Origin of the sequence: Saccharothrix obliqua (assembly GCF_019375475.1) — a bacterium.
Taxonomy (GTDB): domain Bacteria; phylum Actinomycetota; class Actinomycetes; order Mycobacteriales; family Pseudonocardiaceae; genus Actinosynnema; species Actinosynnema obliqua.
Window position 1 is genome coordinate 102,477 of the sequence record NZ_JAHXGQ010000008.1, and the last position, 26,117, is coordinate 128,593.

General features: G+C 70.9%; 16 protein-coding genes. 9 read left to right on the forward strand and 7 right to left on the reverse strand.

From position 1 onward, the window contains the following. The first annotated feature begins 266 nt into the window (after positions 1 to 266). Genes KZQ38_RS24350 through KZQ38_RS24360 form a run of 3 tightly spaced genes read left to right on the forward strand, consistent with a single transcriptional unit; the run spans position 267 to position 4,299 of the window. Positions 267 to 1,904, forward strand: a complete 1,638-nt coding sequence (locus tag KZQ38_RS24350; RefSeq protein ID WP_219444823.1) for a phytoene desaturase family protein — start codon at positions 267 to 269, stop codon at positions 1,902 to 1,904. 35 nt (positions 1,905 to 1,939) lie between these two features. Next, a complete protein-coding gene (locus KZQ38_RS24355; RefSeq protein WP_219444824.1) occupies positions 1,940 to 3,262 on the forward strand; it encodes a hydroxysqualene dehydroxylase in 1,323 nt (440 codons plus the stop codon). Beyond that, positions 3,259 to 4,299, forward strand: coding sequence for an NAD-dependent epimerase/dehydratase family protein (locus KZQ38_RS24360; protein ID WP_219444825.1), 1,041 nt, complete (start codon positions 3,259 to 3,261; stop codon positions 4,297 to 4,299). The genes KZQ38_RS24355 and KZQ38_RS24360 overlap by 4 nt, the downstream gene beginning before the upstream one ends. 206 nt (positions 4,300 to 4,505) lie before the next feature. On the opposite strand, the gene KZQ38_RS24365 is transcribed toward KZQ38_RS24360, so the two are convergent. From KZQ38_RS24365 to rho, 4 genes are all read right to left on the reverse strand, one after another. After that, entirely contained in the window at positions 4,506 to 4,955 is a 450-nt protein-coding gene (locus KZQ38_RS24365) for an SRPBCC family protein (protein WP_219444826.1), read from the reverse strand. Positions 4,956 to 5,072: 117 nt separating this feature from the next. Beyond that, the gene (locus KZQ38_RS24370) at positions 5,073 to 5,888 is read right to left on the reverse strand and encodes a trypsin-like peptidase domain-containing protein (RefSeq protein WP_219444827.1); all 816 of its coding nucleotides are present in this window, start codon (positions 5,886 to 5,888) and stop codon (positions 5,073 to 5,075) included. A gap of 11 nt (positions 5,889 to 5,899) precedes the next feature. Next, positions 5,900 to 7,351, reverse strand: coding sequence for an alpha/beta fold hydrolase (locus KZQ38_RS24375; protein ID WP_219444828.1), 1,452 nt, complete (start codon positions 7,349 to 7,351; stop codon positions 5,900 to 5,902). A 73-nt stretch (positions 7,352 to 7,424) separates the two neighbouring features. Then, positions 7,425 to 8,597 carry a transcription termination factor Rho gene (rho, locus tag KZQ38_RS24380; protein WP_308258570.1) on the reverse strand — a complete coding sequence of 391 codons (1,173 nt, stop codon included), beginning with the start codon at positions 8,595 to 8,597 and terminating at the stop codon, positions 7,425 to 7,427. 236 nt (positions 8,598 to 8,833) lie between these two features. Between rho and KZQ38_RS24385 the strand changes: the two genes are divergently transcribed. Next, positions 8,834 to 10,969: an ATP-binding protein gene (locus tag KZQ38_RS24385; RefSeq protein ID WP_219444830.1), complete on the forward strand. Its 2,136-nt coding sequence runs from the start codon at positions 8,834 to 8,836 to the stop codon at positions 10,967 to 10,969. Between the two features lie 7 nt (positions 10,970 to 10,976). Here KZQ38_RS24385 and KZQ38_RS24390 read toward each other — a convergent pair whose 3' ends face one another. Further along, entirely contained in the window at positions 10,977 to 12,065 is a 1,089-nt protein-coding gene (locus tag KZQ38_RS24390) for a ThiF family adenylyltransferase (RefSeq protein WP_308258571.1), read from the reverse strand. A gap of 359 nt (positions 12,066 to 12,424) precedes the next feature. Further along, positions 12,425 to 13,525 carry a hypothetical protein gene (locus KZQ38_RS24395; RefSeq protein ID WP_219444831.1) on the reverse strand — a complete coding sequence of 367 codons (1,101 nt, stop codon included), beginning with the start codon at positions 13,523 to 13,525 and terminating at the stop codon, positions 12,425 to 12,427. A gap of 214 nt (positions 13,526 to 13,739) precedes the next feature. On the opposite strand from KZQ38_RS24395, the gene KZQ38_RS24400 reads away from it, so the two are divergent. Next, entirely contained in the window at positions 13,740 to 16,487 is a 2,748-nt protein-coding gene (locus KZQ38_RS24400; protein WP_219444833.1) for an ATP-binding protein, read from the forward strand. Here the strand turns inward: KZQ38_RS24400 and KZQ38_RS24405 are convergent. Further along, on the reverse strand, positions 16,484 to 17,383 hold the full coding sequence (locus tag KZQ38_RS24405) for a serine/threonine-protein kinase (protein ID WP_219444835.1): 900 nt from the start codon (positions 17,381 to 17,383) through the stop codon (positions 16,484 to 16,486). The genes KZQ38_RS24400 and KZQ38_RS24405 overlap by 4 nt on opposite strands. Before the next feature lie 259 nt (positions 17,384 to 17,642). Between KZQ38_RS24405 and KZQ38_RS24410 the strand changes: the two genes are divergently transcribed. Genes KZQ38_RS24410 through KZQ38_RS24425 form a run of 4 tightly spaced genes read left to right on the forward strand, consistent with a single transcriptional unit; the run spans position 17,643 to position 26,089 of the window. Then, positions 17,643 to 19,091 carry a PD-(D/E)XK nuclease family protein gene (locus KZQ38_RS24410; RefSeq protein WP_219444837.1) on the forward strand — a complete coding sequence of 483 codons (1,449 nt, stop codon included), beginning with the start codon at positions 17,643 to 17,645 and terminating at the stop codon, positions 19,089 to 19,091. Next, positions 19,055 to 20,122, forward strand: coding sequence for a pPIWI_RE_Y domain-containing protein (locus KZQ38_RS24415; RefSeq protein ID WP_219444839.1), 1,068 nt, complete (start codon positions 19,055 to 19,057; stop codon positions 20,120 to 20,122). The genes KZQ38_RS24410 and KZQ38_RS24415 overlap by 37 nt, the downstream gene beginning before the upstream one ends. Next, positions 20,115 to 23,429, forward strand: coding sequence for a pPIWI_RE_Z domain-containing protein (locus tag KZQ38_RS24420; protein ID WP_219444841.1), 3,315 nt, complete (start codon positions 20,115 to 20,117; stop codon positions 23,427 to 23,429). The genes KZQ38_RS24415 and KZQ38_RS24420 overlap by 8 nt, the downstream gene beginning before the upstream one ends. Then, positions 23,426 to 26,089 carry a pPIWI_RE module domain-containing protein gene (locus tag KZQ38_RS24425; protein ID WP_219444843.1) on the forward strand — a complete coding sequence of 888 codons (2,664 nt, stop codon included), beginning with the start codon at positions 23,426 to 23,428 and terminating at the stop codon, positions 26,087 to 26,089. Before KZQ38_RS24420 ends, KZQ38_RS24425 begins: the two co-directional genes overlap by 4 nt. Positions 26,090 to 26,117 lie beyond the last annotated feature (28 nt).

The window sequence follows — 26,117 nt, forward strand, 5'->3', positions numbered from 1 at the left end:
GGTCCACAGTGGACTCGTGGTCGACGCGTGTCCTCCCGGGAGGGTGGCTTTTCGCACGTGCGCGCGGGTCTTCCCCGCCGCGTTCGGGAGCAGGGAACGGCGAGGAGTCGGACGTCGCCCCGAATTGCCACCCCGTCCGGGTGACCGCGCACAGCCGCGCTCACTGCCGGTCCACCCCCACGCCCCCGGTACCACTCGCGCCACCCCATCGGAGAGCAGTGTCACTGGGCCGGTTGGAGCAGGTGGTCCCGGGTACTCCGGTCGGTATGACAGCGGATCACGCCAGGGGCGGGGCCAGTGCGGCGGTCGGGCGGGACGTCGAGGTCGTGGACGCCGTGGTGATCGGGGCCGGGCCGAACGGCCTGGTGGCCGCCAACCTGCTGGCCGACGAGGGCTGGGACGTGCTGGTGCTGGAGGCCGCCGCCGAGCCCGGCGGCGCCGTGCGCACGGCCGAGATCACCGCACCCGGCTTCCGCAGCGACCTGTGCAGCGCGTTCTACCCGCTCGGCGTGTCGTCACCGGTGCTGGCCGAGTTGGGGCTGGAGCGGTTCGGGTTGCGGTGGCGGCACGCGCCCGAGGTGCTGGCGCACGTGCTGCCCGACGACCGGTGCGTGGTGCTGTCCCGCGACGTCGACCGCACGGCCGAGTCGGTGGCCGCGTTCCACCCCGCCGACGGTGACGCGTGGCGGGCCGAGTTCGCGCGCTGGCAGCGCCTCCGGGACCCCTTGCTGGAGGCGATCACGCGCCCGTTCCCGCCGGTACGGGCCGCCGGGCGGCTGGTGCGCTCGGTGGACGCGGGTGACCTGCTCCGCACCGCCAGGTCCCTGGTGCTCTCGGCCCGCCGGTTCGGCGTGGAGCGGTTCGCCGGGCGGGGCGCGCGCGACCTGATCGCGGGCAACGCGATGCACACCGACCTGGGACCGGACCACGCGGCCGGTGGCGTGTTCGGGTGGCTGCTGTCCATGCTCGGTCAGGACGTCGGGTTCCCGGTGCCGGAGGGCGGCGCGGGCAGCCTGACGGACGCCCTGGTGGGGCGGCTGACCGTGCAGGGCGGTCGGATCGCGTGCGGTCGGCCGGTGACCGACGTCCTGGTCGCCGGTGGCCGGGCGATGGGCGTGCGGGACGCCGAGGGCGGCCTGGTGCGGGCGCGGCGGGCGGTGCTGGCGGACGTGCCCGCGCCGACCCTGTACCGGGACCTGGTGGGCGTCGAGCACCTGCCCGGCCGGTTCACGCGCGACCTCGACCGCTTCGCCTGGGACGACGCCACGATCAAGGTCGACTGGGCGTTGTCCGGCGAGGTGCCGTGGACGTCACCCGCGGCCGGTTCGGCGGGCACCGTGCACGTGGGCGCGGACATCAACGGGCTCGCCGACATCAGCACCGACCTCGCCTGCGGCCGGATACCGGACCAGCCGTTCCTGCTGATGGGCCAGATGACGACGGCCGACCCGTCGCGGTCACCCGCCGGCACGGAGTCGGTCTGGGCGTACACGCACGTGCCGCGTGGTCTCCGCTGGTCGGCCGACCGGTTGCGGCGACGTGCGGACCGGATCGAGCAGGTCGTCGAACGGCACGCGCCCGGCTTCCGGGACCGCGTCGTCGGGCGGTCCGTCGCCGGTCCCCGCGAACTCCAGGAGCACAACCCGAGCCTGGTCGACGGCGCGATCAACGCGGGCACCGCGGGCATCCACCAGCAACTGGTGTTCCGGCCGGTGCCGGGACTGGGCCGCGCGGACACCCCGGTCGACCGGCTGTACCTCGCGAGCGCGTCGGCGCACCCCGGCGGCGCGGTGCACGGCGCGCCCGGCGCGAACGCCGCGCGTGCCGCGCTGGCCCGCGCCGGCTGGACGGGCCCGGCCTACCACGCCGCGGTGGACGCGCTGCACCGCGTCCTCTACGGCTGACGTGTCGGAGCCCGAACCGCGGGTATCCGTCGCCCATGACGGAGACGGTCGTGGTCGGCGCCGGGTTGGCCGGGTTGTCCGCCGCGTTCGAGCTGACCGACCGGGACCGCCGCGTCCTGGTCCTGGAAGCCGGGCCGGTGGTCGGTGGGAGGACGGCGTCGTGGGACGACCGGTCGATGCGCGTGGAGTCCGGCCTGCACCGGGTGCTCGGCTTCTACGCGGAGCTGCCCGCGCTGCTGCGGCGCGCGGGGTGCGAGCTGGACCGCGTCGTGCACTGGGAGGACGAGGTGGAGATCCGCACGCCGGAGGGCGTGCGCGCGGTGCTGGGCGCGTCCCCGCTGCACAAGCCGCTCAAGACGCTGCTCGGGCCGCTGGCGCGGTGGGACCTGCTGTCGCCGCTCGACCTGGCCTCGCTGGCGCCGTTCTTCGCCGCCGGGCTCGCCACCTACCTGCGGACACCCCACCGGCTGGACCAGTGGGCGCTCGCCGACTACGCGCGTCACCTCCGGGTCACCGACCGGGCGCTGCGGCACCTGCTGGTCCCGCTGTCGGCGGGCATCTTCTTCCTGCCGCCGGAGCGGTACTCGGCGGCCAACTTCTTCGGGTTGTTCGCGCCCGCGCTGCCACGCGTGCACCAGGTCCGGCTCGGCGCGTTCCTCGGCGGCATGACGGACGTGATGTGCCAACCGATCGCCGACGCGATCACCGCCCGGGGCGGCGAGGTCCGCACCGGGGTCGAGGTGACCGGGCTGGAGGTCGTGGACGGCGCGGTCACCGGCGTCCGCACGGCGGAAGGCGTGATCCACGCGTCGAACGTCGTCCTCGCGACCGACCTGGGCAACGCCCAGCGGCTGCTCCGGCCCGCGCTGGGCGGGCACGCGTGGTTCGCGCGGTTGCTGGCCGCGCCGACCACGCCGTCCGTGACCGTCCAGTTCGAACTGGACCGGCCGAGCACCGAAGTGGACCGCACGACGTTCGGTCCGGGCACGGTGCTGGCGAGCTTCAGCGAGCAGTCCCGCACCACGTTCCCGTCGGACGGCCGGCTGTCGGTGATCCTGGAATCACCCGAGCGGTTCCTGCACCGGTCCGACGAGGAGATCGCCGCGGTGGTGGTCGGCGACGCCGCCCGGATCGGCCTCGACCTGGCCGGGCACGTCCGGCAGCACCGGGTCGTGCGGTTCCACCACGACTTCCTGTCCCTCGAACCCGGCCACCTGAGGGACCGACCCGGGCAGCGGACACCCGTGCCGGGCCTGGTGCTGGCGGGCGACTACACCCGGCAGCGGTTCCTGTCCAGCATGGAGGGCGCGGTCGTCTCCGGCCGCGCCGCCGCCCGAATCGTCGACGGAGAAACATGAAGGTCGTCATCACCGGCGCGTCCGGGAACATCGGCACCGCCCTGCTGCGCGTCACCCGGGACTGGGAGGTCGTGGGCGTGGCCCGGCGACCGCCCGACGTCACGGGGGAGCCGTACGCGGGGGTCCGCTGGGTCACCGCCGACGTCGGGACCGACGCGCACGCGTTGCGCAGGGCGTTCGAGGGCGCGGACGCCGTGGTGAACCTGGCGTGGGCCATCGACCCGAACACCGACGAGCCGCCCATGGACCGGACCAACGCGTCGGGCAGCGGGAACGTGCTGGACGCCGTCGTCGCGGCCGGTGTGCCGCACGTGGTGTGCGGGTCCTCGATCGCCGCGTACGGACCCGCCGACCGGTGGCGACGCGTCGCGGAGGACTGGCCGTGCACCGGGATCGCCGACAGCGCTTACAGCGCGGGCAAAGCCGCGTTGGAGAAGCGGCTCGACGAGTTCGAGCACGCGCACCCGGACGTTCTGGTCACCCGGTTCCGGCCGTGCGCGGTGGGGCAGGGCGATGCCGCGACCCAGCTGACGAGCCGGCTGCTCAGCCCGTTGCTGCCCACACCGCTGCTCGCCCGCCGGTGGCTCCCGGTTCCACTGTGGAGGGACCTGCGGCTGCAACTGGTCCACGCCGACGACGTGGCCCGAGCCATCAGGCTGATGCTGGAGCGGCGTGCGGGCGGTGCGTTCAACCTGGCGGCCGAACCCGTCCTGCCCGCGCAGACCCTGGCCGAGGCGTTCGGCGGCGTCCACCTCCCGGTGCCGCTCCCGGTGCTGTCCGCGCCGGCGTGGGCGGCCTGGCGGCTGGGACTGCAACCACTGCACCCGGCGTGGCTCCGACTGGCCGACGAGGTGCCGCTGGTCGAAACCACCCGCGCCCGCGTGGAACTCGGCTGGCAGCCGCGGCGCGGCGCGGTCGAGGTGCTGCACGAACTGGCCGACGCCATGCGGGCCGACCACCACGCACCCGCGCCACCCCTGCACCCGCGCCGCCGCCTCCGGCTCGGCCGGCCCACCCACCAGAGCCAGCACGCGTAGGCGGGAACCGCCACCGGCACGGGTGAACGGCCGGCCGTCCCGCCGGTCGCAGGCGCCGGCACGCGTACGCGGTCGGCCATCCCGTGCGCGCCGGTGTGCACGTGGTCGGCCCGCCAACCAGGGCGGAGGCCCCCGCCGACACGCGTGCGCGGCCGATCACCCGGCCGGTGCTCGGCCCCTCCGCCAGAGCCGGCCCGAGCAGGTGGTCAGACCTCGCGGGTGTCCTTGCCCACCGCGAGGTCGGCCAGCCTGCGCAGTGATTCCCGGTTGCGCGGCACCAGCAGCAACGCCTGCACCGCTTCCGGCAGCACCACCCCGGGCCCACGCGTCGCCCGCTCCGTCATCGTGATCCGCGTCGAGTTCGGCTCGTCCTCCGTCAGCTCCAACCGCACCAACGCCGCGCCGAACGGCCACAGCCGGGCCTCCAGCTCCAGCAGCCGGGGCCGTTCCACCTCGCGCACCGTCGTCACGTCGTGCACCAGCAACGGCCAGGGGCCGACGCTGTGGTGGATGCGCGTGCCCTTGTCCGGCCAGCCGGGGTCCACCTCGCGGATGTGCGCGGCGCCGACCACCCACCCCACGTACGACCAGCCGTCGGCCAGCACGTCGAACACCCGATCCGCCGTCGTCGGCACCACGGCAGACACCTCGACCATGCCCTCACCCACCTCGGTACGCGGAAAGCCTGTGCATCACCTACTACCCAGCGCACGCACGCGCAAACGGATGTTCAGCCGGTGGTGGCAGGCTTCCCGCGTCCGGGTGAGAACCGACTAGATCCGCGGATCGGGTCGTGGCAGCAGGCAGCCCCGCCGGTCGAGGTCCAGCCGGTGACCCGCGACGCACGTGGTCAGCCAGTGCGTCTGGGTCCCGTAGCCGATGCCCTTGTGCACCGTGATGACGCCGTAGCGGTCCATTTCGCACGGGTTGTTCTCCGTGCACTGACCGCCGTCGCGGTTGCTCGTGTTGTTGATCGCGACGACGTCGCCGCTGCCCGCGTCGACCACCGGCGAACCCGACGTCCCCGGCCCGGTGTTGCACGCCGGGCCGTACCGCAGCACGTCCTTCGTCACGTAACCGGCTTCCAGCACGCGATACGCGACGTGGTCGACGCGGCAGGAGAAGATCTGGCGCAGGCTGCCCGACACCACGCGGATATCCGCGCCCCGCGCCGGTCGCTCGGCGGACACCGTGCGGGGCCGGACGCCGTGCTCCCGCGCCAACTCCCGGTAGGTCGAAGCCACCTGGTACAGCGCGATGTCCGTCCCGGTCATGGTCACGTAGAGCGCCTTGGTCGCGGTCAGCGCGGCGATCGGCTCACCCGCGCCGTCGAGCAGGTCGAACGCGCGGTCGGCCGGCTGGTCGACGAGGACCTCGTCCGGCACCGGCCACGGCCCGTCGTAGCAGTGGCCGTTGGTGAGGACCAGCGCGCGGTCGTCGTCCCGCGATCCCGGCATCCGCACCAGCGACCCCGAGCACCCGTTCACGTCGACCGCGCCCGCGAAGTCGATCGCCGCGGCCCGCGCGGCCGGAGCCGCGACCGCCAGCACCAGGAGGACACCGGACAGCACACCGATCCGTCGTGACACCCCCATCGTCATCACCGGGCCCCGGGGCAGGTGCCGCCGGCCGTGCGGCCGGTGCGGAAGAAGTCGACGGCCTTCGCGGCGCAGGAGGTCTTGGCCAGCGAACCGTGCACGTCGTCCTGGACGGTCAACAGCGTGCCGCCAACCGCCTTCCGGGTCGCCACCGCCCACTCGTGGGGAGTGGTGTCCTCGTCGGCGTGACCGGACAGCTGGAGCGGGCTCCTCCCCTTGACCGGCTGTGGCACCTGCGCTTCCCACGGCCACGCCGCGCACCACACGGCGAGCTGCGCGCCCCCGCCGCTCGCGGGATAGGTGCGGATGCGCGACTCGTGGTCCGCCCACAGCTCCTCGAAGGTGCGGCCACCGGTGCCGTCGTTGCACATGATCGCGTTGTACTGGAGGCCGTTCATACCCCCGTGACCCTCCTCGAACCCGGACGCCCGCACCGGTGCCATGTCGGACGGTGGCAGACCTCCGTCGCGCACGGTGGCGAGATCCCGCGCCGTCGGGACCCAACTGCGTGGTCCGCCGCCCAGCCGGGCGTTGACCCAGTCGCCGTCCACCACGACGGCCCCGTCACCCACCACCGGTTCCCGGGTGAGCCGGGTCCGCAGGTCGAACACCGCCGCGCGGACGGCTTCGGCGGTGCGCCCGAAGTGGTACTCGTGGTCGCGCCGCGCCAACCAGGACGTGAAGTCGCCGAACAGGCGCTCGTGCACGGCGTCGAAGGAAGCGGCCATCGCGGCGCGGTCCATGACCGGCGGCATCACCGAGTCGAGCCACATCCGGTCGACCCGCCGGTCGAACAGCGACCGGTAGGCCACACCCACCGCCGTGCCGTAGGAAACGCCGTAGAAGCCAATCTTCTCCACGCCGAGCGCGGCCCGGATGGCATCCACGTCGCGGGCGATGTTCGCGGTGGTCAGCTGCCGCACGAACGCGGGATCCACCGCGGTGCACCGGGTGTTGAACTCGGCCTGCTGGTCGAACGCCGCCCTGTCCCGCGCCCGGCGATCCGCGCCGGGCGGCAACTCCGGGTACGGGCCTTCCACGCAGTCGACCTTCTCGCTGTACCCCACGCCACGCGGGTCGAACCCGACCAGGTCGTGATCGGCGGCCAGTTCCCCGATCCGCTGACGGGAGAACGAGAGCGGGGCGTCGATGTTCACCACGCCCGGACCGCCGGGGCTGATCACCAGCACACCGCGCCGCTTGGCCGGTTCGGCCGCTTTGATGCGGCTGACCGCGATCTTGATCGTGCGCTCGCCGGGCTTCGCGTAGTCCATCGGTACGGTCACGGTGGTGCACTCGGACCGGGTGTCGTTCTTGTCGGGCCAGTCTTTTGCCGTGGTGGCACAGGGTTTCCACGACAGTTCTCGCGCGCCGTGCGCGACCGCGGGCAGCCCGGCCGCCGACACCGCCAACGCGGCGGCCACGGCTGCGGGAGCCGTTCTCCGGATGATCATGGCGGTTACGCTAGGAACGCCGTGTCCGGATGGCGTGCGCGCTGTGTGACAGGTTCGTGACAGCCGCGCCCGGTCAGCCCCGGGTCAGCTGCACGAGGAACTCGGTGTTGGTGCGGGTCTTGCGCAGGCCGTCCAGCAGGACGTCGACGTCGCGGCCGGCCAGGGCGCGGCGCAGGGTCCTGGCCACGGCGACCTCGTCCGGCGACAGCAGGAGGTCGTCGCGCCGGGTGCCGGACAGCTCCACGTCCACGGCGGGGAACACCCGCCGGGCCGCGGTCTTCCGGTCGAGCTTCAGCTCCGCGTTGCCGGTGGCCTTGTACTCCTCGAAGATCAGGGTGTCGCCGAGCGAACCGGTTTCCACCAGGGCGGTGGCGAAGATCGTGAGCGAACCACCGCCCTCCACGTCGCGTGCCGCGCCGAGGAAGCGCTTGGGCGGCAGCAGCGCGCCCGAGTCGATGCCGCCGGACAGCACGCGGCCCGAGGAGGGCGCGGCCAGGTTGTAGGCGCGGCCGAGCCTGGTCAGGGAATCCAGCAGCACCACCACGTCCCGGCCCTCCTCCACGAGGCGCTTGGCGCGTTCGACGGCCAGTTCGGCGAGCAGGATGTGGTCGGCGGGCGCGTGGTCGAAGGTGGAGGCGACCACCTCGCCCGGCACGCCGCGGCGGATGTCGGTGACCTCCTCGGGGCGTTCACCCACCAGCACCGTGATCAGGTGGCACTCCGGGTTGTTCCGGCTGATGCCCTGCGCGATGGCTTGCAGGACAGTGGTTTTACCGGCCTTGGGCGGCGCGACGAGCAGCGCGCGCTGCCCCTTGCCGACGGGCATCACGAGGTCGATCACCCGGTTCGTCAGGTTCTCCGGCGTGGTCTCCAACCGCAGCCGCTCGGTCGGGTGCACGGGCACCAGGTCGGCGAACTCGGGACGCCGCGGCGAAACCCCGGCCGCCCGACCGTTGACCCGGTCGACCCGCACCAGTGGCCGCTGCTTGCCCGAGCGCTGCCCGGAGGCGATCCCGGCAACCAGATCCCCGCGCCGCAACCCGTGCCGCCGCACCAGCGAAGGAGGTACGTGCACGTCGTCCGGCGAGGGGAGGTACCCCTGCACCCGGAGGTGCGCGGTCGTGCCTTTCAAGTCGAGGACGCCGGTGACGTTCACCAGCACCTCGGGTTCGTTTTCGGACAGCAGAACAGCGGTCATGATGTGTGTCCTTTCCGGACGGAAGCGGGCCGTGACAGCACACGGCACCGGAAGAGCGGGCGAACGCAGGTGGGACTGGGTTCGATCCCGGAGAAGCGACCTGGGGAGGCAGAGCCAACATCCGCAGGCGCTGACAGCAGGGTAACCCCACTCGTCCGCCCGGTGCAACCACAACCGCGTTACCGCTGTTCACAGGTGGTGCGTGGGCTCAGGCGGCGCTACCCGTCCCATGACGACCCGACGGACCGCAGAGGTGGCTACCCGCCGCCGAGCACACTCGGCTCATGGTGGATACGACGCACATAGGAAACGTCTTGCGCGGTCCGGTCGGCGGCCACGTGGTGCAGGCCGGGGTCGTTCGGCAACTGGTGGTTTCCCCACCCGAACCGGAGCTGCGACCGGTACCGCGGCAACTCCCTCCTGCGGTGAGGGACTTCACGGGCCGGGTGGAGCAGATGGCGGAACTTGACGCCCTCATCTCCTCCGTATCTGTGGACGGCAGTACGGGAACCACGGTGATCTCGGCGTTGAGCGGTACACCCGGCGTCGGGAAGACAGCGCTGGCGGTGCGGTGGGCACACCGCGTCCAGCACCGCTTTCCGGACGGCACCCTGTTCGCGGACCTCGGCGGGTTCGGTCCCGGCACGCCCCTTGACCCAGCGGTCGTGCTGTCGCGCTTCCTCGGAGCGCTCGGTGTGCCGGAACGGCGAGCGCCCGTCGCTCTGGCGGAGCAGAGCGCCCTGTATCGATCCCTGCTGTCGGGGCGCCGCGTGCTAGTCGTGCTGGACAACGTCGGCGAAGCCGAACAAGTGCGGCCTTTGCTGCCCGGGTCTCCCGGATCGTTCGTGTTGGTGACGAGCCGCGTCGGCTTGTCCGAGCTGGTGATCGTCGAAGCAGCGAAGCGGGTCGCGGTCGACCTCTTCGACGAGGAAGAGGCGGTGGCGCTGGTCACCGGCGTGATCGGTGCGGACCGGGTGGAGGCGGAGCCCTCGGCGGTGCGAGACCTCGTCGGGATGTGCGCTCGGCTCCCGCTCGCGTTACGGGTCGCGACCGCTCGTATCGCCTCGCGGAGGTACTTGCGCGTGGCTGACGTGGTGGCGGAGATCCGCGATGAAAGGAGAGGGGCCAACATGTTCGGTAACAACAGCAACGCGGTCGAACCGGTCTTCGGCTGGTCTTATACGCGGCTATCAGGAGCACACGCCCGTGTGTTCCGTTGCCTGGGGTTGCACCCGGAGCTGGAGTTCGGGGTGCCCGCAGTCGCCGCACTGGCCGGTGTCGACGTTCGGGACGCGGTCGTCGCACTGGAGGCGCTGGCGGACCAGCACCTGGTCGAGCCGGTCGGCCGTGATCGGTACCGGATGCACGACCTGCTGCACGCCTACGCGGCTCGCTTGGCCTGCACCGAGGAGTCGGCGGACGCACGCGATGCGGCGCTCGGGGCGCTGTGCGAGTGGTACGCGTGCGCTGCGGACGCGGCCGATCGCCTGATCTTCCCGGATGCGGTGCGCTTGCCGATCACCACCGGTACGTCCGCGGTACTCGCGCCGATCAACGATCGATCAGCCGCCCTGGAGTGGTTCGACCTCGAGCAGCACGCACTGAGGTCCACGCAGCGGAGCGCAGCCGTACTCGGGCTCGAACAGGTGGTGGTGGTGTTGGCGGCGGCGGCGCGACACCTGGGGTTGCGCCGCCGCGCGCTGTGGCCGGAGCGGCTCGCGGCCGAGTCGCTCGGTTTGAGTGCCGCCCGAAACGCGGGTGACCGTGCGTCGGAAGCGTTCCTCCTAGTTCGACGAGGGCAGACGCACCGAGCGCTGGGCGACCACGTCGCCGCTGTGGCGGACTTCAGCGAAGTCCTCGCGCTGGCGGAAGCCGACGGAGATCACGTCCGACTGCGCGAGGCGGTCGGTGGGCTTGCTCTTACTTACAAGGAGCAACACCGGTACATAGAGGCTTGGGCCTATTACGAGGTCGCGTTGAACCTGGCACGCGAAGCGGAAAACGGGCTGGCAGAGGCGATCGTGATGTGCAACCTCAGTCAGATCAGCTCCGCCATCGGCCGATATCGGAGCGCTCTGGCCTATGCCGAACGGGAGCTGGAACTGCGCACCCGGATCGGTAGCCCGATCGGTATCGCGTACGCACAACACGACTTGGCCGTAGCCCTTCAAGGGTTGGGTCGGCACTCCGCCGCCGCGGATCTGTGCGAACTCGCGGTGGCCGGCTACACCCGGCACGGTGGCGCGGAGGCGGAGTGCGCGACCGCCTTGGAAACGCTGGCGACTTCCTTGTCCCGGCTGGGGGAGGTCGACTGGGCGGTGGAGTGCTTGCGGCAGGCCACCGCGGTTCTGGCCGCCTTGGAGGACCCGCGCGCGGAGCAAGTGCGTCGAACGGCGGACGCACTTGCTTCCGGTGGGTGACCTGGCGTCAGACCACGCCTCGGCCACATGTCGGGCAGTCGGCCCGAGGCCCCTCCACACCCAGCGCGACGTTGTCGAGCAAGGTGACCAGGTTGAATCCGTACTCGCGGTTGACCGGTAGCGCAGGGACACCGGTCACCAAGCTCATCGCGGCATGTGCGGCCAAATGTCCTGCGATACCCGATGACACGGCGTTTGCCGCGTTCACCGCGGTACTGCCGATCCCTCCGGGCCAGGGTGTGATGGGCAGTGACTCGATGTGCTCCTGGTTGGCACGGCGGGCGCAGTCGTAACACGGTCCGGTTCCGGGGCGAAACACACCCACGTTGACCTGGGGACCGTGATAACCACCGTGCACCCATGCGGTTCCGGTATCCCGACACGCCCGGTTCGTCCACGACCGGATCTGTGACGGGGTATCGGCCGCCATGAGCAGCACGTCGCACTTGGCGGCGAGCCGCCGCAGGACGTCGGGCCCGTCCACCGCGGTTCTCTCCCCGGTCACGCGAACCTCCCGGTTGTGGGCCCGAAGGCGTCGCACTGCCGCGACAGCCTTGTGCCGCCCAAGATCGCGCTCGGTGTAGATGAGCTGGCGGTTGAGGTTGGAAAGTTCCACCACGTCCGGTTCTACGAGGTGCACCTGACCGACGCCCGAGGCGACCAGTGCCAGCGCGGCGGTGCTGCCAACGCCGCCCACCCCGACCACCACCACCCGCGCGGAGCGCAAAGCCGACTGAGCGGCCCAGCTACCCGCACCGGGCGTTCTGCTCATCCAACGCCACAGCGCTCGGCCTCGGCTGTAGCGGTCCTGCTCGGAGGGGCTGAGGTCGGTGGGCGGCGGTTCCGCGGCGTCCTCCAAGTGCCCCTGGGCGTCGAGCTCGTCAAGCGCCGTGCGCACGTCGGCGGCGGCGTGGTCGGGAAACCTGCGAGCCATGTCCGAGATCACCTGCTCGGTGGTGTGAGTGCCGTCGAGCGCGGCGAGCAACGCCCAGACCCAGCCGTCGGGGTCGTGCACGACCGAGGCGATGCCGGGAACCCGACCACCGATGCGCACCTCGTTCGCGCCGAGGAGGAAAGGTCGGTGCTCGTGCTTCACTCGGGGGCGACGGATGGTGCTTCTACGTATCACGCGTTCTCCTCGTTCTGCGAGCTGAAAGTGGGTCCGCGGTCGACCGGGATGAACCGGAGGACGCGGTGCCCGGCGTTCGATCTGCCGGAGCGAGCGCAGCGATCGGTCCTCGATGCGTCCAGGCGCACCGGCAACAGGTCCAGGAAGGCGGTGGACTGGAGTGAGGTGCTGCCGCGACACGGGGTTCGCGGCAGCACACGCCCGTCGGGCTGCCTCATGAGCGGTCAGCGACCGTCCGCCGTGCCCCCGTTGCCCCCTGCGAGGACTGCGGGCGTCGAGGTGTTCGTCATGGTCTTTCCCCTTTCTGCGGGCCGTGATCGCCTTGATCACGGGAAATCGGCGGTCCGGTGGACCGGGATCGGAGTGGACACGCCAGGCGTGGCGCTGTCCGGCAGGTTGAGCGCGCGGTAGCACGCGTTTCGCAGCACCGCTGCCGAGTGGTGGGGCAATGACGTGATGCGGGAGACCACCGCGTGTGCGGTGCGGGACTCGCGGGCTCGATCGAGCTGGTCTTGTAGTGGTGCGGCGCGGTCGAGCGTCGGAGCCGCCTTCACCAGAGACTCGGTGAGGGAGCCCGCTTCCAGCCAGGTCGCCGGAGGACGCGCGAGCAGCACCGGTTTCCCCGCTGCCACGGCGTACGCCGTGACAAGGCCGTGGTCTCCTACGACCCGATCAGCGGCGACGACCGGTATCCGCAAGTCCGTGGTCGGCTTGGTGAGGATCACGTCAGATCTGCGGATGTGGGCGACCCACGCGCGGAGATAGCGCGAACCGCGCGTGTCCCATGCATCCGGGTGGATTTGGATCAGTACGAGGTAACCGGTGGTGGACAGCTCCGCGGCCAAGCGCTGGAACGCGCTAGGCGAACGCGTCACCGGGGAGCGCGGCTCGTATGCGGAAGTCAAGAGCACGACGGCTCTGTCCGGTGGAAGTCCGAGGTGCGCGCGGTACCGGTCCCGGAGCGGCGCGCTGGCCACCAACCGGTCGAACCCCGGATCACCCGCCACGACCGCGTGCCGTACCGCGCCAGACCACCGCTTGAGCAGTGCCTGCCGGTCGCGGTCGTGTGCCAACGCCACTACGGACCAGGGATGACCCTCAGACCCGTCGCCGACGGCTCGGGCGATGTCGGTGACGTCGCCGTGGTGGGATGAACCGCGAAACACGCCCTGCGTCGAGACACCGGGCAACAACAGGATCGGACCGCTGAGCCGGTCCAGCTGTCGCGCGGACGCCGAGACCACGAGGTCGAACCTCTCCTCCTCCGCCTGCTCCCAAGGGATCACGGGCGCGCCCCTGTGGCGCAGCAAGTCCGACCCTCCGCCGCCCACCGCAACGGGACAGGTGAGAACGACCCGCACCGCGGGGTCGTCCTCGACCACCGCGAGCGCGTCCAGCACCCGGTGGGCTGCCGCGACGTTGTGCACGACCCCGAGCACCACTCGGCGCACCGGAAGACCGCGTTCCGGCAAAGTCCGCCTCCAACACCGCGTGCTCTTCCGCGTTGTCACGGGACCTCCTTCTCGCTCGTCGACCGGATGCCAAGAGCGTGGTGGGCGAGCGCGGGGCGACCGCGTGGTCAGCGCGGGGCGACCGCGTGGTCGGCCATCCGCGCGCCCGTGCTCTGCTTCACTGGGCGACGTGAGCGGTGACGAGATCGAGGTCCGACTGCTGAGTCCGGTGACCCTCCTGGTGGGAGGGGAGCAGCGGCTGATCACGCAGAGCCGGGTGCTCGCCATGCTCGCCGCGCTGGCCCTGGACGAGCGGCTGACCGCCGACCACCGGAGGTTCAACGCGCTGTTGATGGGAGCCGGCCAGGGACTGGGCCGGTCGACGCTCACGCACTACCTCGCCAAGCTGCGCCGGGAGGTCGGCGCCGATGTGCTCCCGGTGAACCAACGCAACGGGGCGCGGCTGCACCTGGCGCGCGACCGGGTCGACTACTGGCGGTTCCGCGCGTACCTGGATGCCGCTGACGGGTTCCGCGACGACCCGGAGCGGCGGATAGCGCCCTTGCGCGCGGCGGTAGCGGAATGGCGCGGGGACGAGCCGCTCATGGGCATCGGCCAAGCCCATTTCGACTCCGAAACGCGCTTCCTCGACGAACTCCACCGCAAGACGTACCTCGACCTGGTGACCGCGCAGCGGAAAAGCGGCCGGTACGAAGCGGCGGTGGCCGACGCGCGCCGTGCGAGCGCGCTGTGGCCCATGGATCACGAAGTGCTGGACGCTCTCATGGCTGCCGGAGCCGCTGCCGGTGACGCCGTCGTCGTCAAGAACGCCGCGCGGGATTTCGCCGTGCGGTTGGGCGCCGCGGGGCTCCGACCGCCACCGGACCTCCGTCGGAAGGCGGACGAGTTCGCCGAACTCGCCGCGACGGCAAGTCCCGTCGAAGTGGCGGGATTCGTCCCACCCAACCACCTCCCCCGGGCGCTGGAGGTGCTGCACGGCCGCGAAGCGGAGTTGACGCGGCTGGACTGGCTGGTCGAGGGAGGCAGGACGCGGTCGCGGGCGGCGGCCTTGGTCGGGGCACCCGGCGTCGGCAAGACCCAACTCGCCCTGACCTGGGCGCATGGTGCGGCGTCCCGCTTCCCGGACGGCGTGTTGCACGGAGACCTGGACGGCTTCGCCGACCGGCCCCCGGCCTCGGTCGAGCGAATCCTCACGTCGTTCGTCACCGCTCTCGGCGGTACACCGGGCGGAGACCTGCTCGCTCGTTACCGCAGCCTCCTGGCGAACAGGTCGGTGCTCGTCGTACTGGACAACGCGGAGAGCTACGAGCAGGTCGACTCCCTGCTCCCGGCGGGACCGCGCTGCGCGGCCGTCGTCACCAGCCGATCCCGGATGCCCGGGTTCGGTTCCGCTGGCAGCGCCGAGGAGGTCGTCATCGAACCGCTCACGCCGGAAGCCGGGTTGGCCATGCTGCGGGGCTTGATCCGGGACGACCGGGTCAAGCGCGAGTGGCTCCACGCGGAGCAACTGGTCGAAGCCTGCGAGGGGCTGCCGTTGGCGATAGCGATCGTCGCGGCACGCGCCACGCGACGGTCCAAGCTCAGCCTGGCGCGCATCCTGGATGAGCTGCGCACCACGGCGTTGCTGGACTCCAGTGTCCCGACGAACCGGCACATCACCTTGCGCGACGTGCTCAGGTGGTCCTACGCCGCGCTCTCGGCACCCGCGTCGAGGCTGTTCCTGGTGCTCGGGCTCCACCCCGGCCCGACGGCCGGACCGGACGCGCTCGGTTTCGCCTCCGGTCTCCCCGAGGACGAACTGCGCCGTGCGGTGGAGGAGTTGCTCGCCGGCAACCTCCTGGAGGAAGTGGACGAGGACAGGTTCCGCCTGCACGACGTGCTGAGGGCGTTCGCGATCGACCTCGCCACCACCAGCTTCACCGAGTCGGAGCGCGCGGATGTGCGAGCACGGGTGGCGGATCACCTGATGTGGGCCGGGCGTGCGTGCGACCTGGCCCTGGGGTCGGGACGGGAGTACCCGGCGGGCGAACCGCCCACCGGCTTGTGCCTCCCGGAGGCGGACCAGGACCGGGCGATGCGGTGGTTCGACGACGAGTACGCCGTCATCGTCGCTGTCCTCACCGCGCCCGCCTACCGCGACCTGGAGTCCCGTCACTGGCAGTTGGCTCTCGCCGTCACCCGGTACCAGCAGATGCGCGGCCACTGGCTCGACTGGGAGAGCTTCCTCGTGGCGGCCCGGGACACCGCGGCGCGCACCACCGGGCCGAGGTTCCGCTCGGCCGTTCACCGCTCGCTCGGCACGGCGCGGCGGAAGCTGCACAAGTACGACTTGGCCGCCTCGGACGCCCGAGCGGCGTTGGCCCTCGCGCGGGAAGCCGGGGACGAACTGGCCGAGGCGCATTGCCAACAGGTGCTGGGCGCTGTCAAGGAGAGCCAGGAGGACTGGGCAGCGGCGACCGAGGCGTACACCACGGCGCTCACCACCTACCAGCGGCTGGAAGACCACCGCGGCGTGGCGTACACGGCCACCGGGCTGGCGAACGCGCTCGGAGCGACCGGCCAACCCGGTCCAGCGGCGGATATGGTGCTGCTGGCCTCGTCCGCCGGTGAGCGGGGCGTCGACGGGTACGGGCGAGCGGCCATCCACCGTCACCTGGCGTTGCGCCACCTGCGGGCCGGTGACCCGGCCGAAGCCGTGCGCCGAGCCGCGGACGCGATCGAGGAGTACCAGCGGGTCGGCGCCGCGGTGAACGAGGCGCATGTTCAGGCATTGCTGGCTGACGCACACGACGAACTCGGCGAGGATGCCGAAGCACGGCTCGCGCGGCGGCGGGTCGTTGAACTCTTGGAGGGTGCCGCAGCGCTTGGTGGAGACGACCGCCGCCTTCTGGACGAAACCCGTTCGCGGAACGGCTAGGCCCTCCCCGGCGACGCCCGAAGCGGGTACGTGCGCAACCATGCCTCCGGATCCGGTTGCGGTGCCTGGGCGTCGAGTGGTGCATCCGGGGGAGGCAGGAGGCGGCGCAGCTCCGACACCACCTCCGCGGCGGTGCCGTACCTTCGGGCCAGGTCGCGGTCGAGCATCCGCTGCACGACCCGGGCGAGGTCCGGTCCCAGCCGCCGCAGGAGGCGGGGCGAGACCTCGGCGGGTACGTCGCCCACGTTCCACTCCTGCTCCTCGTAGAAGGGGAGTTCGTTGGTGACCATCAAGCACAGCAGGCAACCCAGCGCGTAGATGTCGCTCTGGCGGGTCAGCTTCAGGTCGCGCACCTGTTCGTACGGGGCGTATCCACGCGTGCCGGAGAAGAGGTTTTCCGTCGTGAGGTCCATAGCGATACCCAGGTCGAGCACGTACACCCGACCCGAATCTTCGATCATGACGTTGGAGTCTTTGATGTCGTGGTGCACGAAACCACGTTGGTGGATGGCTTCGAGTATCTCACCCACCTGGCAAGCGATTGCGACGGCAGTGCGTCGCTTCAACGGCCGGTTGCGCGTCAGGTAGTCCGTCAGCACCCAACCGGAAATCAACTCCATGACCACCCAGGACAGTCCTTCAGTGACGCCGTGGTGATAGATGACGGGTATGCCTCCGATGCCGTCGAAGCGCCTGCCGAGATAAGCCTCGAAGCCCAATCGCAAGTTGCGTCTTTGCTCACGGGTCTCGGTTTCGTTGAAGCGCGGCGGCAGCACCTTGACGGCAACCTCCTGGTCGGACCGCTCGTCGATCGCGCGGAAAACACGTCCCATGCCGCCGCTGCCGAGTGGTCCCACGATCCGGTAGATACCCCCGAGCTTGGTGCCAACCTTCATCAATCCTCCCGGGACCGCAGCGTACCGGTCGGCTTCTCCGCAAAAATCGGTGTGCCGCCGCATTGGTCGGCGCGAATCCGCAAAAATCGTTGTAGTGCTTGAAGTTCACCCCAGCGGAGTAAGCGCGCTCTGGCATGATCCCCAGCCACGGGGAGGAGAATGCATGGGGGAGTGGCATGTGCCCGACGGCGTTGCCGGACGGCCACAGCGGATCGTCGTGTCGGTCGCTTCGGTCGGTGGAGCGGATTTCCGTTGTCCGATGGGCGAAGCGCTCAAAGCCCGCCACGGACTCGTGCCGACCGCCCCGCGCGCGAGGCGTGAGCCGCTCAACGACTTCCCCCTTGGTCCGTTCATGGACGCGCTCGACCTCATCGAGTTCCGCGGTGTTCCGGAGGACGACGCGGTGAAAGCCGCGTTGGCGCCGAGCAACGGGCGGCGCAGCCACGACGGTGTGGGTGAGTGGACCCGGCATGTCGTGCGCGGCTACCTGGGCACCGCTCCTCGTGGGGATTGGCTTCCCATCCGCGACAGGTGGGCGCTGGACACCACGTTGGAGCGCCCGGACACGCGGGGCGTCCGGAAATACCGGATCGACGCGTGGGGAAGGCGTTACCGCTCCACCGACGGGAGCACGCATGAACTGCGCCTGATCGGCTTCAGCAGTGGTCGCCGAGGTCCGGGTGAGCTGGCTGTCGCGGGTCTCGTGGCCGCATCCACCACACCAGCTCCCCAACGCGTTCGCCTCAGCGAGTTCGCCGGTGCCGACGGCACGTCGACCCTGCTCTACGACAAGGCGACGGACGAGGTCCACGAGTTCTACCGGGAGCATGGTCGGGCAGCCCTGCGGGCCGCGGTGGACGGGACCGACTACCGGCCGGGCTCGCCCTGCGTCTCGTGCCGGTTCCGGGTCGGGTGTCCAGCGTTGAAACAAGCACCGGGGGCACTCGGACCGGTCGAGCGCGGTGCCGCTCGCCGTACGTGGTCGGTCACCAACGCGCGCAAGTACACGGCGTGCGCCGCACGTGATCACCTGATCAGGCAACGGCTCCCCGTCGAGTGGTCGATCGAGCGCAGCGCGTGGGCCGAGCGTGGACGCGCCGTGCACGCCTACCTCCAGCAACGACACCGCGAAGGTTCGCCGTGCACACCCGATGTGCCGGACACGTGGCCAGACCGGGTGCTACCGGAGAAGGAACTCGCACTGGGCACCCGGATGCTGCGCAACCACGCTGAGCTGTGCCCGCTACCGCACCACCCGGACGAGGTGCGTGTCGAGCCGAAGCTGGTTCTCGACGACACCACCGCCGACGTCGTGGTCCTGGTGACCCCCGATCTGCTGTACCGCGACGGCGGCTCACTCGTCTGGCGGGAGCTGAAGACCACGACGGCGGACCCCGCTACCCGGTTCCGCACCCTCGCCGGAATACCGCAACTGGCCCTGGCCATCGTCCTGCTCGGGCGCGGCGCGCTCGGCGACACTGGCCCACATCCTCGCGCCGAGTTGGAGATCCTCCACCCGGACGGCAACGACCTGCGCTTCTACGACGTGTCCGATCCGGCGGTCAGGGCCGAGGCCGCCGAGGTGGTGAGCGCGCTCGCCACGCCGTGGCACCGTGACGTCACGTTCACCGCGTCACCCGGTTCGGCCTGCCGCACCTGCGAGGTGCGGCGGTGGTGCGCACCAGGCAGGGCGGAGGCGGCGCGGTGACCGGCCCGACCGATGACACCGCTGTCCTCACCGATGTGGCCCGCGGTGTCGTGGCGTTGGCACAGGTCGACAGGTTGTCGTCGTTCACCATGCCGTACCCGGACGACGCGCAGGCTGCCCTGGACCGGTTGACGCTGACCTGCCTGCTGCGTACCGTGCCGCCGCCGCGCAGCCTGGCCGACCTGGTGCGCTGGTGCGGTACCCGGCCGTTGCGCGACTGGCCCCTCCGGCTGCCGCACGTTCTGCTCACCGCGGACGACCACCTCGTGGACGTCCGGCGCGCCCGCCCCACCCGGCTGTGCCGGGAGTGGGCGGCGGACGGCGACCCCGGGCCGGACCTCAGGGAAACCGACGTGAAGCCGGAGCGCCGCCTCGAACGCAGGCTGTTCCTCGCCGCGCACCCGGTGATCTCCAAGGTCGAGGCCGAGGTGTTGGGCGGCGACCGTCGGTACCGCCGAGCGTGGCGATTGGTGCACGAGCTTTACGGCCCGGTGCCAGCAGCTCTCGTCGAAGACGGCGAGGTGGCGCGTTGCGCCACATGTGGTGCGCCGGCGGCACCGTTGCCGGATGGCGGCCGGCTTTGTGAACGGGAGGACTGCCCGGCACCCGAGGTCGTGGGCGAGCGGTTCCCCGCCGCCGGAGCGCTCGCGTTGCCCGCCGAACTGCGTGCGGCGGTGATCGGGGTGGGTCGACTGGAGCAGTCCGTGGTGGCGGCGGTCCAAGCGATCGGTGGGTTCGCGGTGGACGAGGCGGGCCTTCTGCGCGTCGTCTGGCCGGATGGCCGCCCATGGCGCGTGGTGTTGCGGGACAACACCAACCCGGTGCTGCTGGCGCGTGAGATCGCCCGGGTGCGCCTGCCGGTCGACTCCGCGCGAGTGCTCGTCGTGGTGCCCGGTAACCGGTTGCGCGTCCGGCGGGACTACCGGGACGTGTTCGCCCACGAACTGCCCGACGGGCCGGAGCTGGTCACGGACGACGAAGTCGCCGACCTCGCGCACGCCCGGTCACGCCAGGGGAGGTTGGATGCGTGACTCGGCGAAGCTGTTTGGGGCGTTGTCCGAACAGCTCACGGCGGGGTACGACGTCTCCGTCGACACGTTGCACAAGATGTTCACCACGGAGTTCGGCCTCTTCCTCGCGCGCGCCCTGCTGCCGGGCCATGCTGCCGGCGACGCGTGGGCGTTGTTCAGCGGCTACCCGATCGCGCGTGAACGCGGCCTGATCAGCGCCGAAACGGACGACGTGCTGCGCGTCGCGCGGTACGAGTTGTGGACCCTCCGTGAGCCGGGTGCCTGGAAGGCCGCACTGGACGACTACAACGACGTGCCGGCAGAGCTGCGCGGCTACCACGAGGTGGCGTTCGACCGGCCGCCGCAACGCCGAGCGGTGTCGGCCGCAGCCGAGCGCTGGTCGATCTACGAGGGCCTGACCCGTCGCAGCGCGCCGTTCAAGCGCAGGACGCTGCCGATCGCCCGGCCGGGCAGGCACACCTTCATCTCGGCGCAGGAGTTGCGGACGGTTCGACTCCCGAAGGTCGATCTCCCCGCCCCGGTCGGGCACGACCTGGATGCCCCGTTACGAGGTGAAGGGGCGCCGTTGTGGGTCGACAAGGCGGATCTGCTGCGCACCGCACGCCTGATGGACGACGTGGAGAACGCTGCCTGGGCGGCGCGGCTCGACCGGACCACCCTGCTCGTCCGGGAAGGACGTGACTTCACCGACGGGAAACCGCTGGAGGTCCGCGGGCTCACGCACCTGCTCGGCATCGTGGGCGCGGGCAAGAGCACGCTCCGCGATGTCCTGACCGTGCACGCGGTGCGGGAACTCGGCCTCCGGGTGACGTTGGTCGTCGGTGACGTCGCCGAGGTGCTGAAGCTGACGAAGCTGTTCCAACGGCACGGGCTGCGTGCCGCACCGGTCGTGGGCAACTGGACCAGGCCCCGGCACGCCGAGCGGCTGCACCGCCGGCTCGCCGGTCGCGGTATGACCGGTTTGCTCGCCCACGTCGACAACGCGTTCGACCACCTCGGCACGGCCTGCGCCGTGGACGCGCTGCACGACATCGATGAGCCGCCGATCCCGTATGTCGACGCGCCGTGCTCTCGACTGCGACCTGCGGACCGGCGTCGCGACGCGTCGGGACGGGCCTCCGGTGAGATGAGGCGGGCGTGCCCGTTCTGGTCCGCGTGCCCGCGCCACCACTCGGCACGGGAGTTGGTGGATGCCGATGTCTGGCTGGCGACACCGCAGAGCCTTCTGCTCACCAGCGTGCCGTCGCCGCAGAACACCGAGCACGTCCGGTTCCTCGAACTGGCCTGCCGCCGCAGCGATCTCGTGGTCGTCGACGAAGCGGACCGCGTGCAGATCGCCCTCGACACGGCGTTCGCCCCCACCGAAACCCTCGTAGGCCGAGGTTCGGCCTCATGGCTGGACCGGGTCCACTCCCACAAGATCGAGCAGTTGGTGGGCCGCGGACGGTTGCAACTGTCCGACCGCGACGTGCAGGCGTGGTCGGCGGCGGTGAACACCGCGGGTGCCGCCGCGGACCGGTTGTACGCCCTCCTCATCCGACGGCACGACTTGCGCCGCTGGCTGCGCGAAGGCCACTTCAGCGCGTGGCTGCTCCAGCGGAAGATGGCCCTGGACCGCTACCCGACCGCACCCGAAGGAGTCGACGACCCCTTCGAGTCCCGCCGCGCCGAAGTGCTGGACGAGTTGGACCGCTTCCGCGACAACCCGTTCGGTGAGCGCCGCAACTTCCCACCCGCCGACCCCGTGCTGGTCCGGTTGACCAGTGAACTCCTGCACGCCACATCGTTGCGCCGGACGAGGTTGGAGCTGCGCGAAGTGCTCGCGAGGCTGCTTGACGTCCAGGACCGCGGTACGGGTCGGGAGTGGCTGGACACGTGGAGCACGCGGTTCGAGTTCACCCTCCTCCTGGCCGCGCTGGAACCGAAGCTCGCGCTGGTGACGGTCATGTGGCCGCGCGTCGAGTCGGCGTTGAGCCTGGAGGCGGCCGGGTGGTTCCGGCGGCCCGAGGACTACGGGCCCGTCGTGCCGGAACCGCCGATGGGCGCCGTGATCGGCTTCCAGTTCCACACCCACGGTGTGGACAACGGTGGAGTGGTGAGTGGCGACCTGCGGTTCTTCCACTGCGACGGAGTGGGGCGCGCTCTGTTCCAGGCGATGCCGGTGCTACCGGCCGTGGACGGCCGGCCAGGGCCGAACGTCGTGCTCATGTCCGGTAGCAGTTGGGCGGGATCTTCGACCCGCTACCACATCGACACACCCGTGACGGCCGTGCTCGCCCCACCGCAACGAGAGACCGACCGGATCGCCGCGGAGAGCGAGTTCCGCTTCACCCCCGTCCGCGACGGCGATCGATGGCTGCGCGTCTCCGGTTCGGCGCTGGAAGACCGGGCCCGGCTGCTCGTGCGCATGGCCAACGAGCTTGCGACCGGCAGTGACGACGAGCCCAGCGCGTTCGAGGAGGAGCTGGCGGACATCGCCGACGACGACCGGAGGCACATCCTGGTGCTGGTCGGCAGCTACGAGGAGTGCGCCGTCGTCGCCGACGCGCTGCAAGCGACGAGCCGCTGGCGCGACAAGGTGTTGCGCTTGGTAGCGGACGACGATGACGTGCCGAGCGATCTCGGGGACCACCAGGCGCGCGTCCTGCGCCGGGGCGACGTCGACACCCTGGCCGGCACCGGTGCCGAACTCCTCGTGGCGCCGCTGCTCGCGGTCGAACGCGGGCACAACATCCTCAACGACCAGCGGTACGCCGCGATCGGGTCGGTCTACTTCCTCGTGCGTCCGAACCCGCGCCCCGATGATCTCGCCCTCGCCGTGCACGCGGTCAACGACTGGGCTTCCCGGGTCATGGCAGACGGCCGGTTCCGCACCTGGGCGACAACCGCACCCTCGCTCGACAGCGCGGGTCGGGACTTCCGCCGTGCCGCCCGCGACGAGTGGCGTCGGGTGCTCGGTCGCAGCAACGCGTGGCAGCGGCTCGGGGTGGATCGGCGGTCCGTCACCTGGGACCTGCTGGTCGTGATCTGGCAGGTGATCGGCAGGTTGGTGCGTGGTGGTGTGCCGGCGCGGGTCAACTTCGTCGACGCGGCGTTCGCGCCCAACCTCGTGGAAGGCCGTGCCGACACCGCTGAGACCAGCCTGCTGGTCGCGATGCACGAGCTGCTCGACGAGTTCTGCTCCCCGAAACCGGGCACCGGCGCACCCGACGGGGAACGTCGCCTGGTCCGAGCGTTGTACGGCCCCCTGTGGGCCGCGCTCGCCCGGTGCCTGGCCGATGCGTCGAAGGGCACGCACACATCATGAACCACACGATCCGACTCACCGCGTATGAACTCGACCCGACCACCCGGCCGTGGTCGCACAGCTTCAAGACCATCCGGTTCGCCCGGGATTGGCGTGCTGAGGTGGTCGAGCGTTACACCCGCTTGTTCAACCGGCCGTTCGCGGGCGCGACCGCGCCGATCCGCCAGCTGACGGCGCTGCTCCAGGCCGCGGTGCCGGACGTCATAGCCGCGCCGGGGGCGGCGACCGACGACCAGATGCCGTGGTTGTACGCCGCAGAACCCATCCCGCGCACGGCGCTCAGCCGGATGATGAACGCCTGGGTGACCACCATGATGTCCCGTCGGGGACAGGCCGATCCGAACGACGTGGACGACCTGCTCGACGCGATCGACGACGCCATGCCGGAGTGGGTGGACACCGAGGTCGACCTCACGGCAGCGGGCGTGACCAGGGGCGGCACCGCTGATCCCGAACGACGGCTCTACACATTGGCACGCGACGTCGTGGCCGCCCGGCTGGCCGCACACACCTACGAGTACGAGGGCGCGGCGTTATCGTTCCGGATCGTCACCGACACCGACCGGACCGAACTGGTGTCGTGGCCGCCGAGACAGTACCTGCGGGGCAAGCGGATCTGGCACCACTCCCTGCTGTTGAGGGTGTCGTTGCACACGGTTCCGTTCTCCAACCGGATGCGGGTGCACATCACCTCCGGCGTTCGCCGGTGGGAGAGCGGTGATGCCATCAAGCTCGCACCGCAGCGCGGGGCGACGGTCTACCTCCAGGTGCCGCTGCCGTGGATGGTGCGGGCGAGCAGCGTGCCGCGGCTGATACCCAACGTGCTCAAGCACGACTCGCGGCTCGGCGAGCCGGCCTGGCACCGCAACAGCCTGGTGCGCCTGCTGCCGGAGTACAGCGCCGCCTTCCCGTACCCGCGTCCGGACGAATTGCTGGACAACCCGTCCGAGTGGGGACAGGGCCGTGACGGCGTCTCGGCGTGGGTGGTGCACAGGACGGGGTTCGACTCGCACGCCGTGGGATCGGGGTTGATGCCGGTAGAACGCCGTCACGTTGACATGTGGGTGGAACAGGCGTTGGGCGATCGTCTGACGCGTGCTGCGGACATGCGCAAGGTAGTTGCGATAGCCAAGCCGGAGCTGTCGAAGCGGCCGAGGGACGAGGAAGCGAAGGTACTGCGGGCCCGCAGCCGCCGCCGTGCGTGTGCGATGGCGCTCAGGGGCCGACCGTTGGTGGTCGACATAAGGTTCGAGAACGAACGAACCCGTGACGCACTCATAACCGCGCTACGAGAGGTGTTGGGACTTCCTCCGGACGACGGCTCGGGCACGTGGCGGACCGAAGAACTGGAGATCCGCGTCGAGTGCGCGACTTGGGAATCGGTGACCGCGGACCTCCCGGTGCCCAGGAGCCACCCGGCCGCGCGTGGACGGGCGACGTCGGACGCGATCCGGGACCGCCGTGCGTTGATCGTCGAGCACTTCGGGGCACCGACACCCGATGCTCCGATCCGCCTGGCGCTCGTGGAATTGCGCAACGCCGACAAGTTCGGCCCCGACCGCGATCCCAAGGAAGCCATCCGCCTCGGTTGCGCGGATGCCCGGCGGGTCAGCCAGTTCATCAACACCGAGGGGGACGCCCTGGAGGAGCGCGCGAAGGCATCGGTCCTCGACGGGCTCAGGCAACTCGGGGCGGTGACGCCACCACGTCACCGGTTGGGCTCGGCGGTGCCGCCCGACATGCAGTACGTCGGGCTCTGGATGATTCGCAAGCAGCGTCGTGCGGCGGCCCGGTCCGCTCGCCGTGCGCTGGTGGCGGTCCGGGTTCGGCCCGTCGACGGTGGCCGGCGCGTCGAGGGTTGGGATGAGCACCGGAAAACGTGGGTGGACTACCCGGAACTCCTCCTGAGCTTGACCGTGGACCACGGCACGGAAACCACCGGCGGCAAGTGGCTGTCGCAGGCCGAGCAGCGTGCCGCAACGGAGGCGCGGATCCGCGCCCTGCTGTACCAGATGCGCGGCACACCCACGTTGCTGTTCGCGCAGGCGGAGAACCTCAGGTGGGCGTGGACCTGGTTGGGCAACGGCCTGATCGTGCGGGACATGATCGGCTTCGGCACGTGGCCGGCGCAGCGGGCGGCCCTCTTCGGACCGGATCTCCGGGTGGTGCTCATCAGGGGAAGCGGCAACCGCGACGAGGTGCCCCAGTGGTACGCCCCGCTTGAGAACGACAGGTTCGCCGGGCACGCGAGCGGGCTCTGGGTGTCGCGTGACGCCGGAGTCGACAACCGCGTGTTCGCGAGCATCACCGAGGTCCCGCCACAGGGGGCTCGCAGCAACCAGGCCGTGAAGTTCCAGGACGCGGAGGCATCGCGAAGCCCGGCCGTGTCGGCGTGGAACCCGGCTTACCACGAGCTGACGGTCGCGGTGTCGAAGATGACCAGCACCGGGGAGCCCGAGGACCCCGGGACCTGGGCGGCGCTCACGCACCAGCTCCGGCACGCCGACGACTACGTCGCCCTGGGGAAACCGCTCGCGCTCCACCTGGCAGAGCGCGCCGAGCAGTACGTCATCTCGTTCGCGGACCGCGGATCACCGCCCGAAGAGCGGCCGGTCGACGGCGTGTCGCCGGGCGACCCGACCGACGAACCCGCCGAGTAACCCGTCGACCACCGCCCGACCGGAGAGA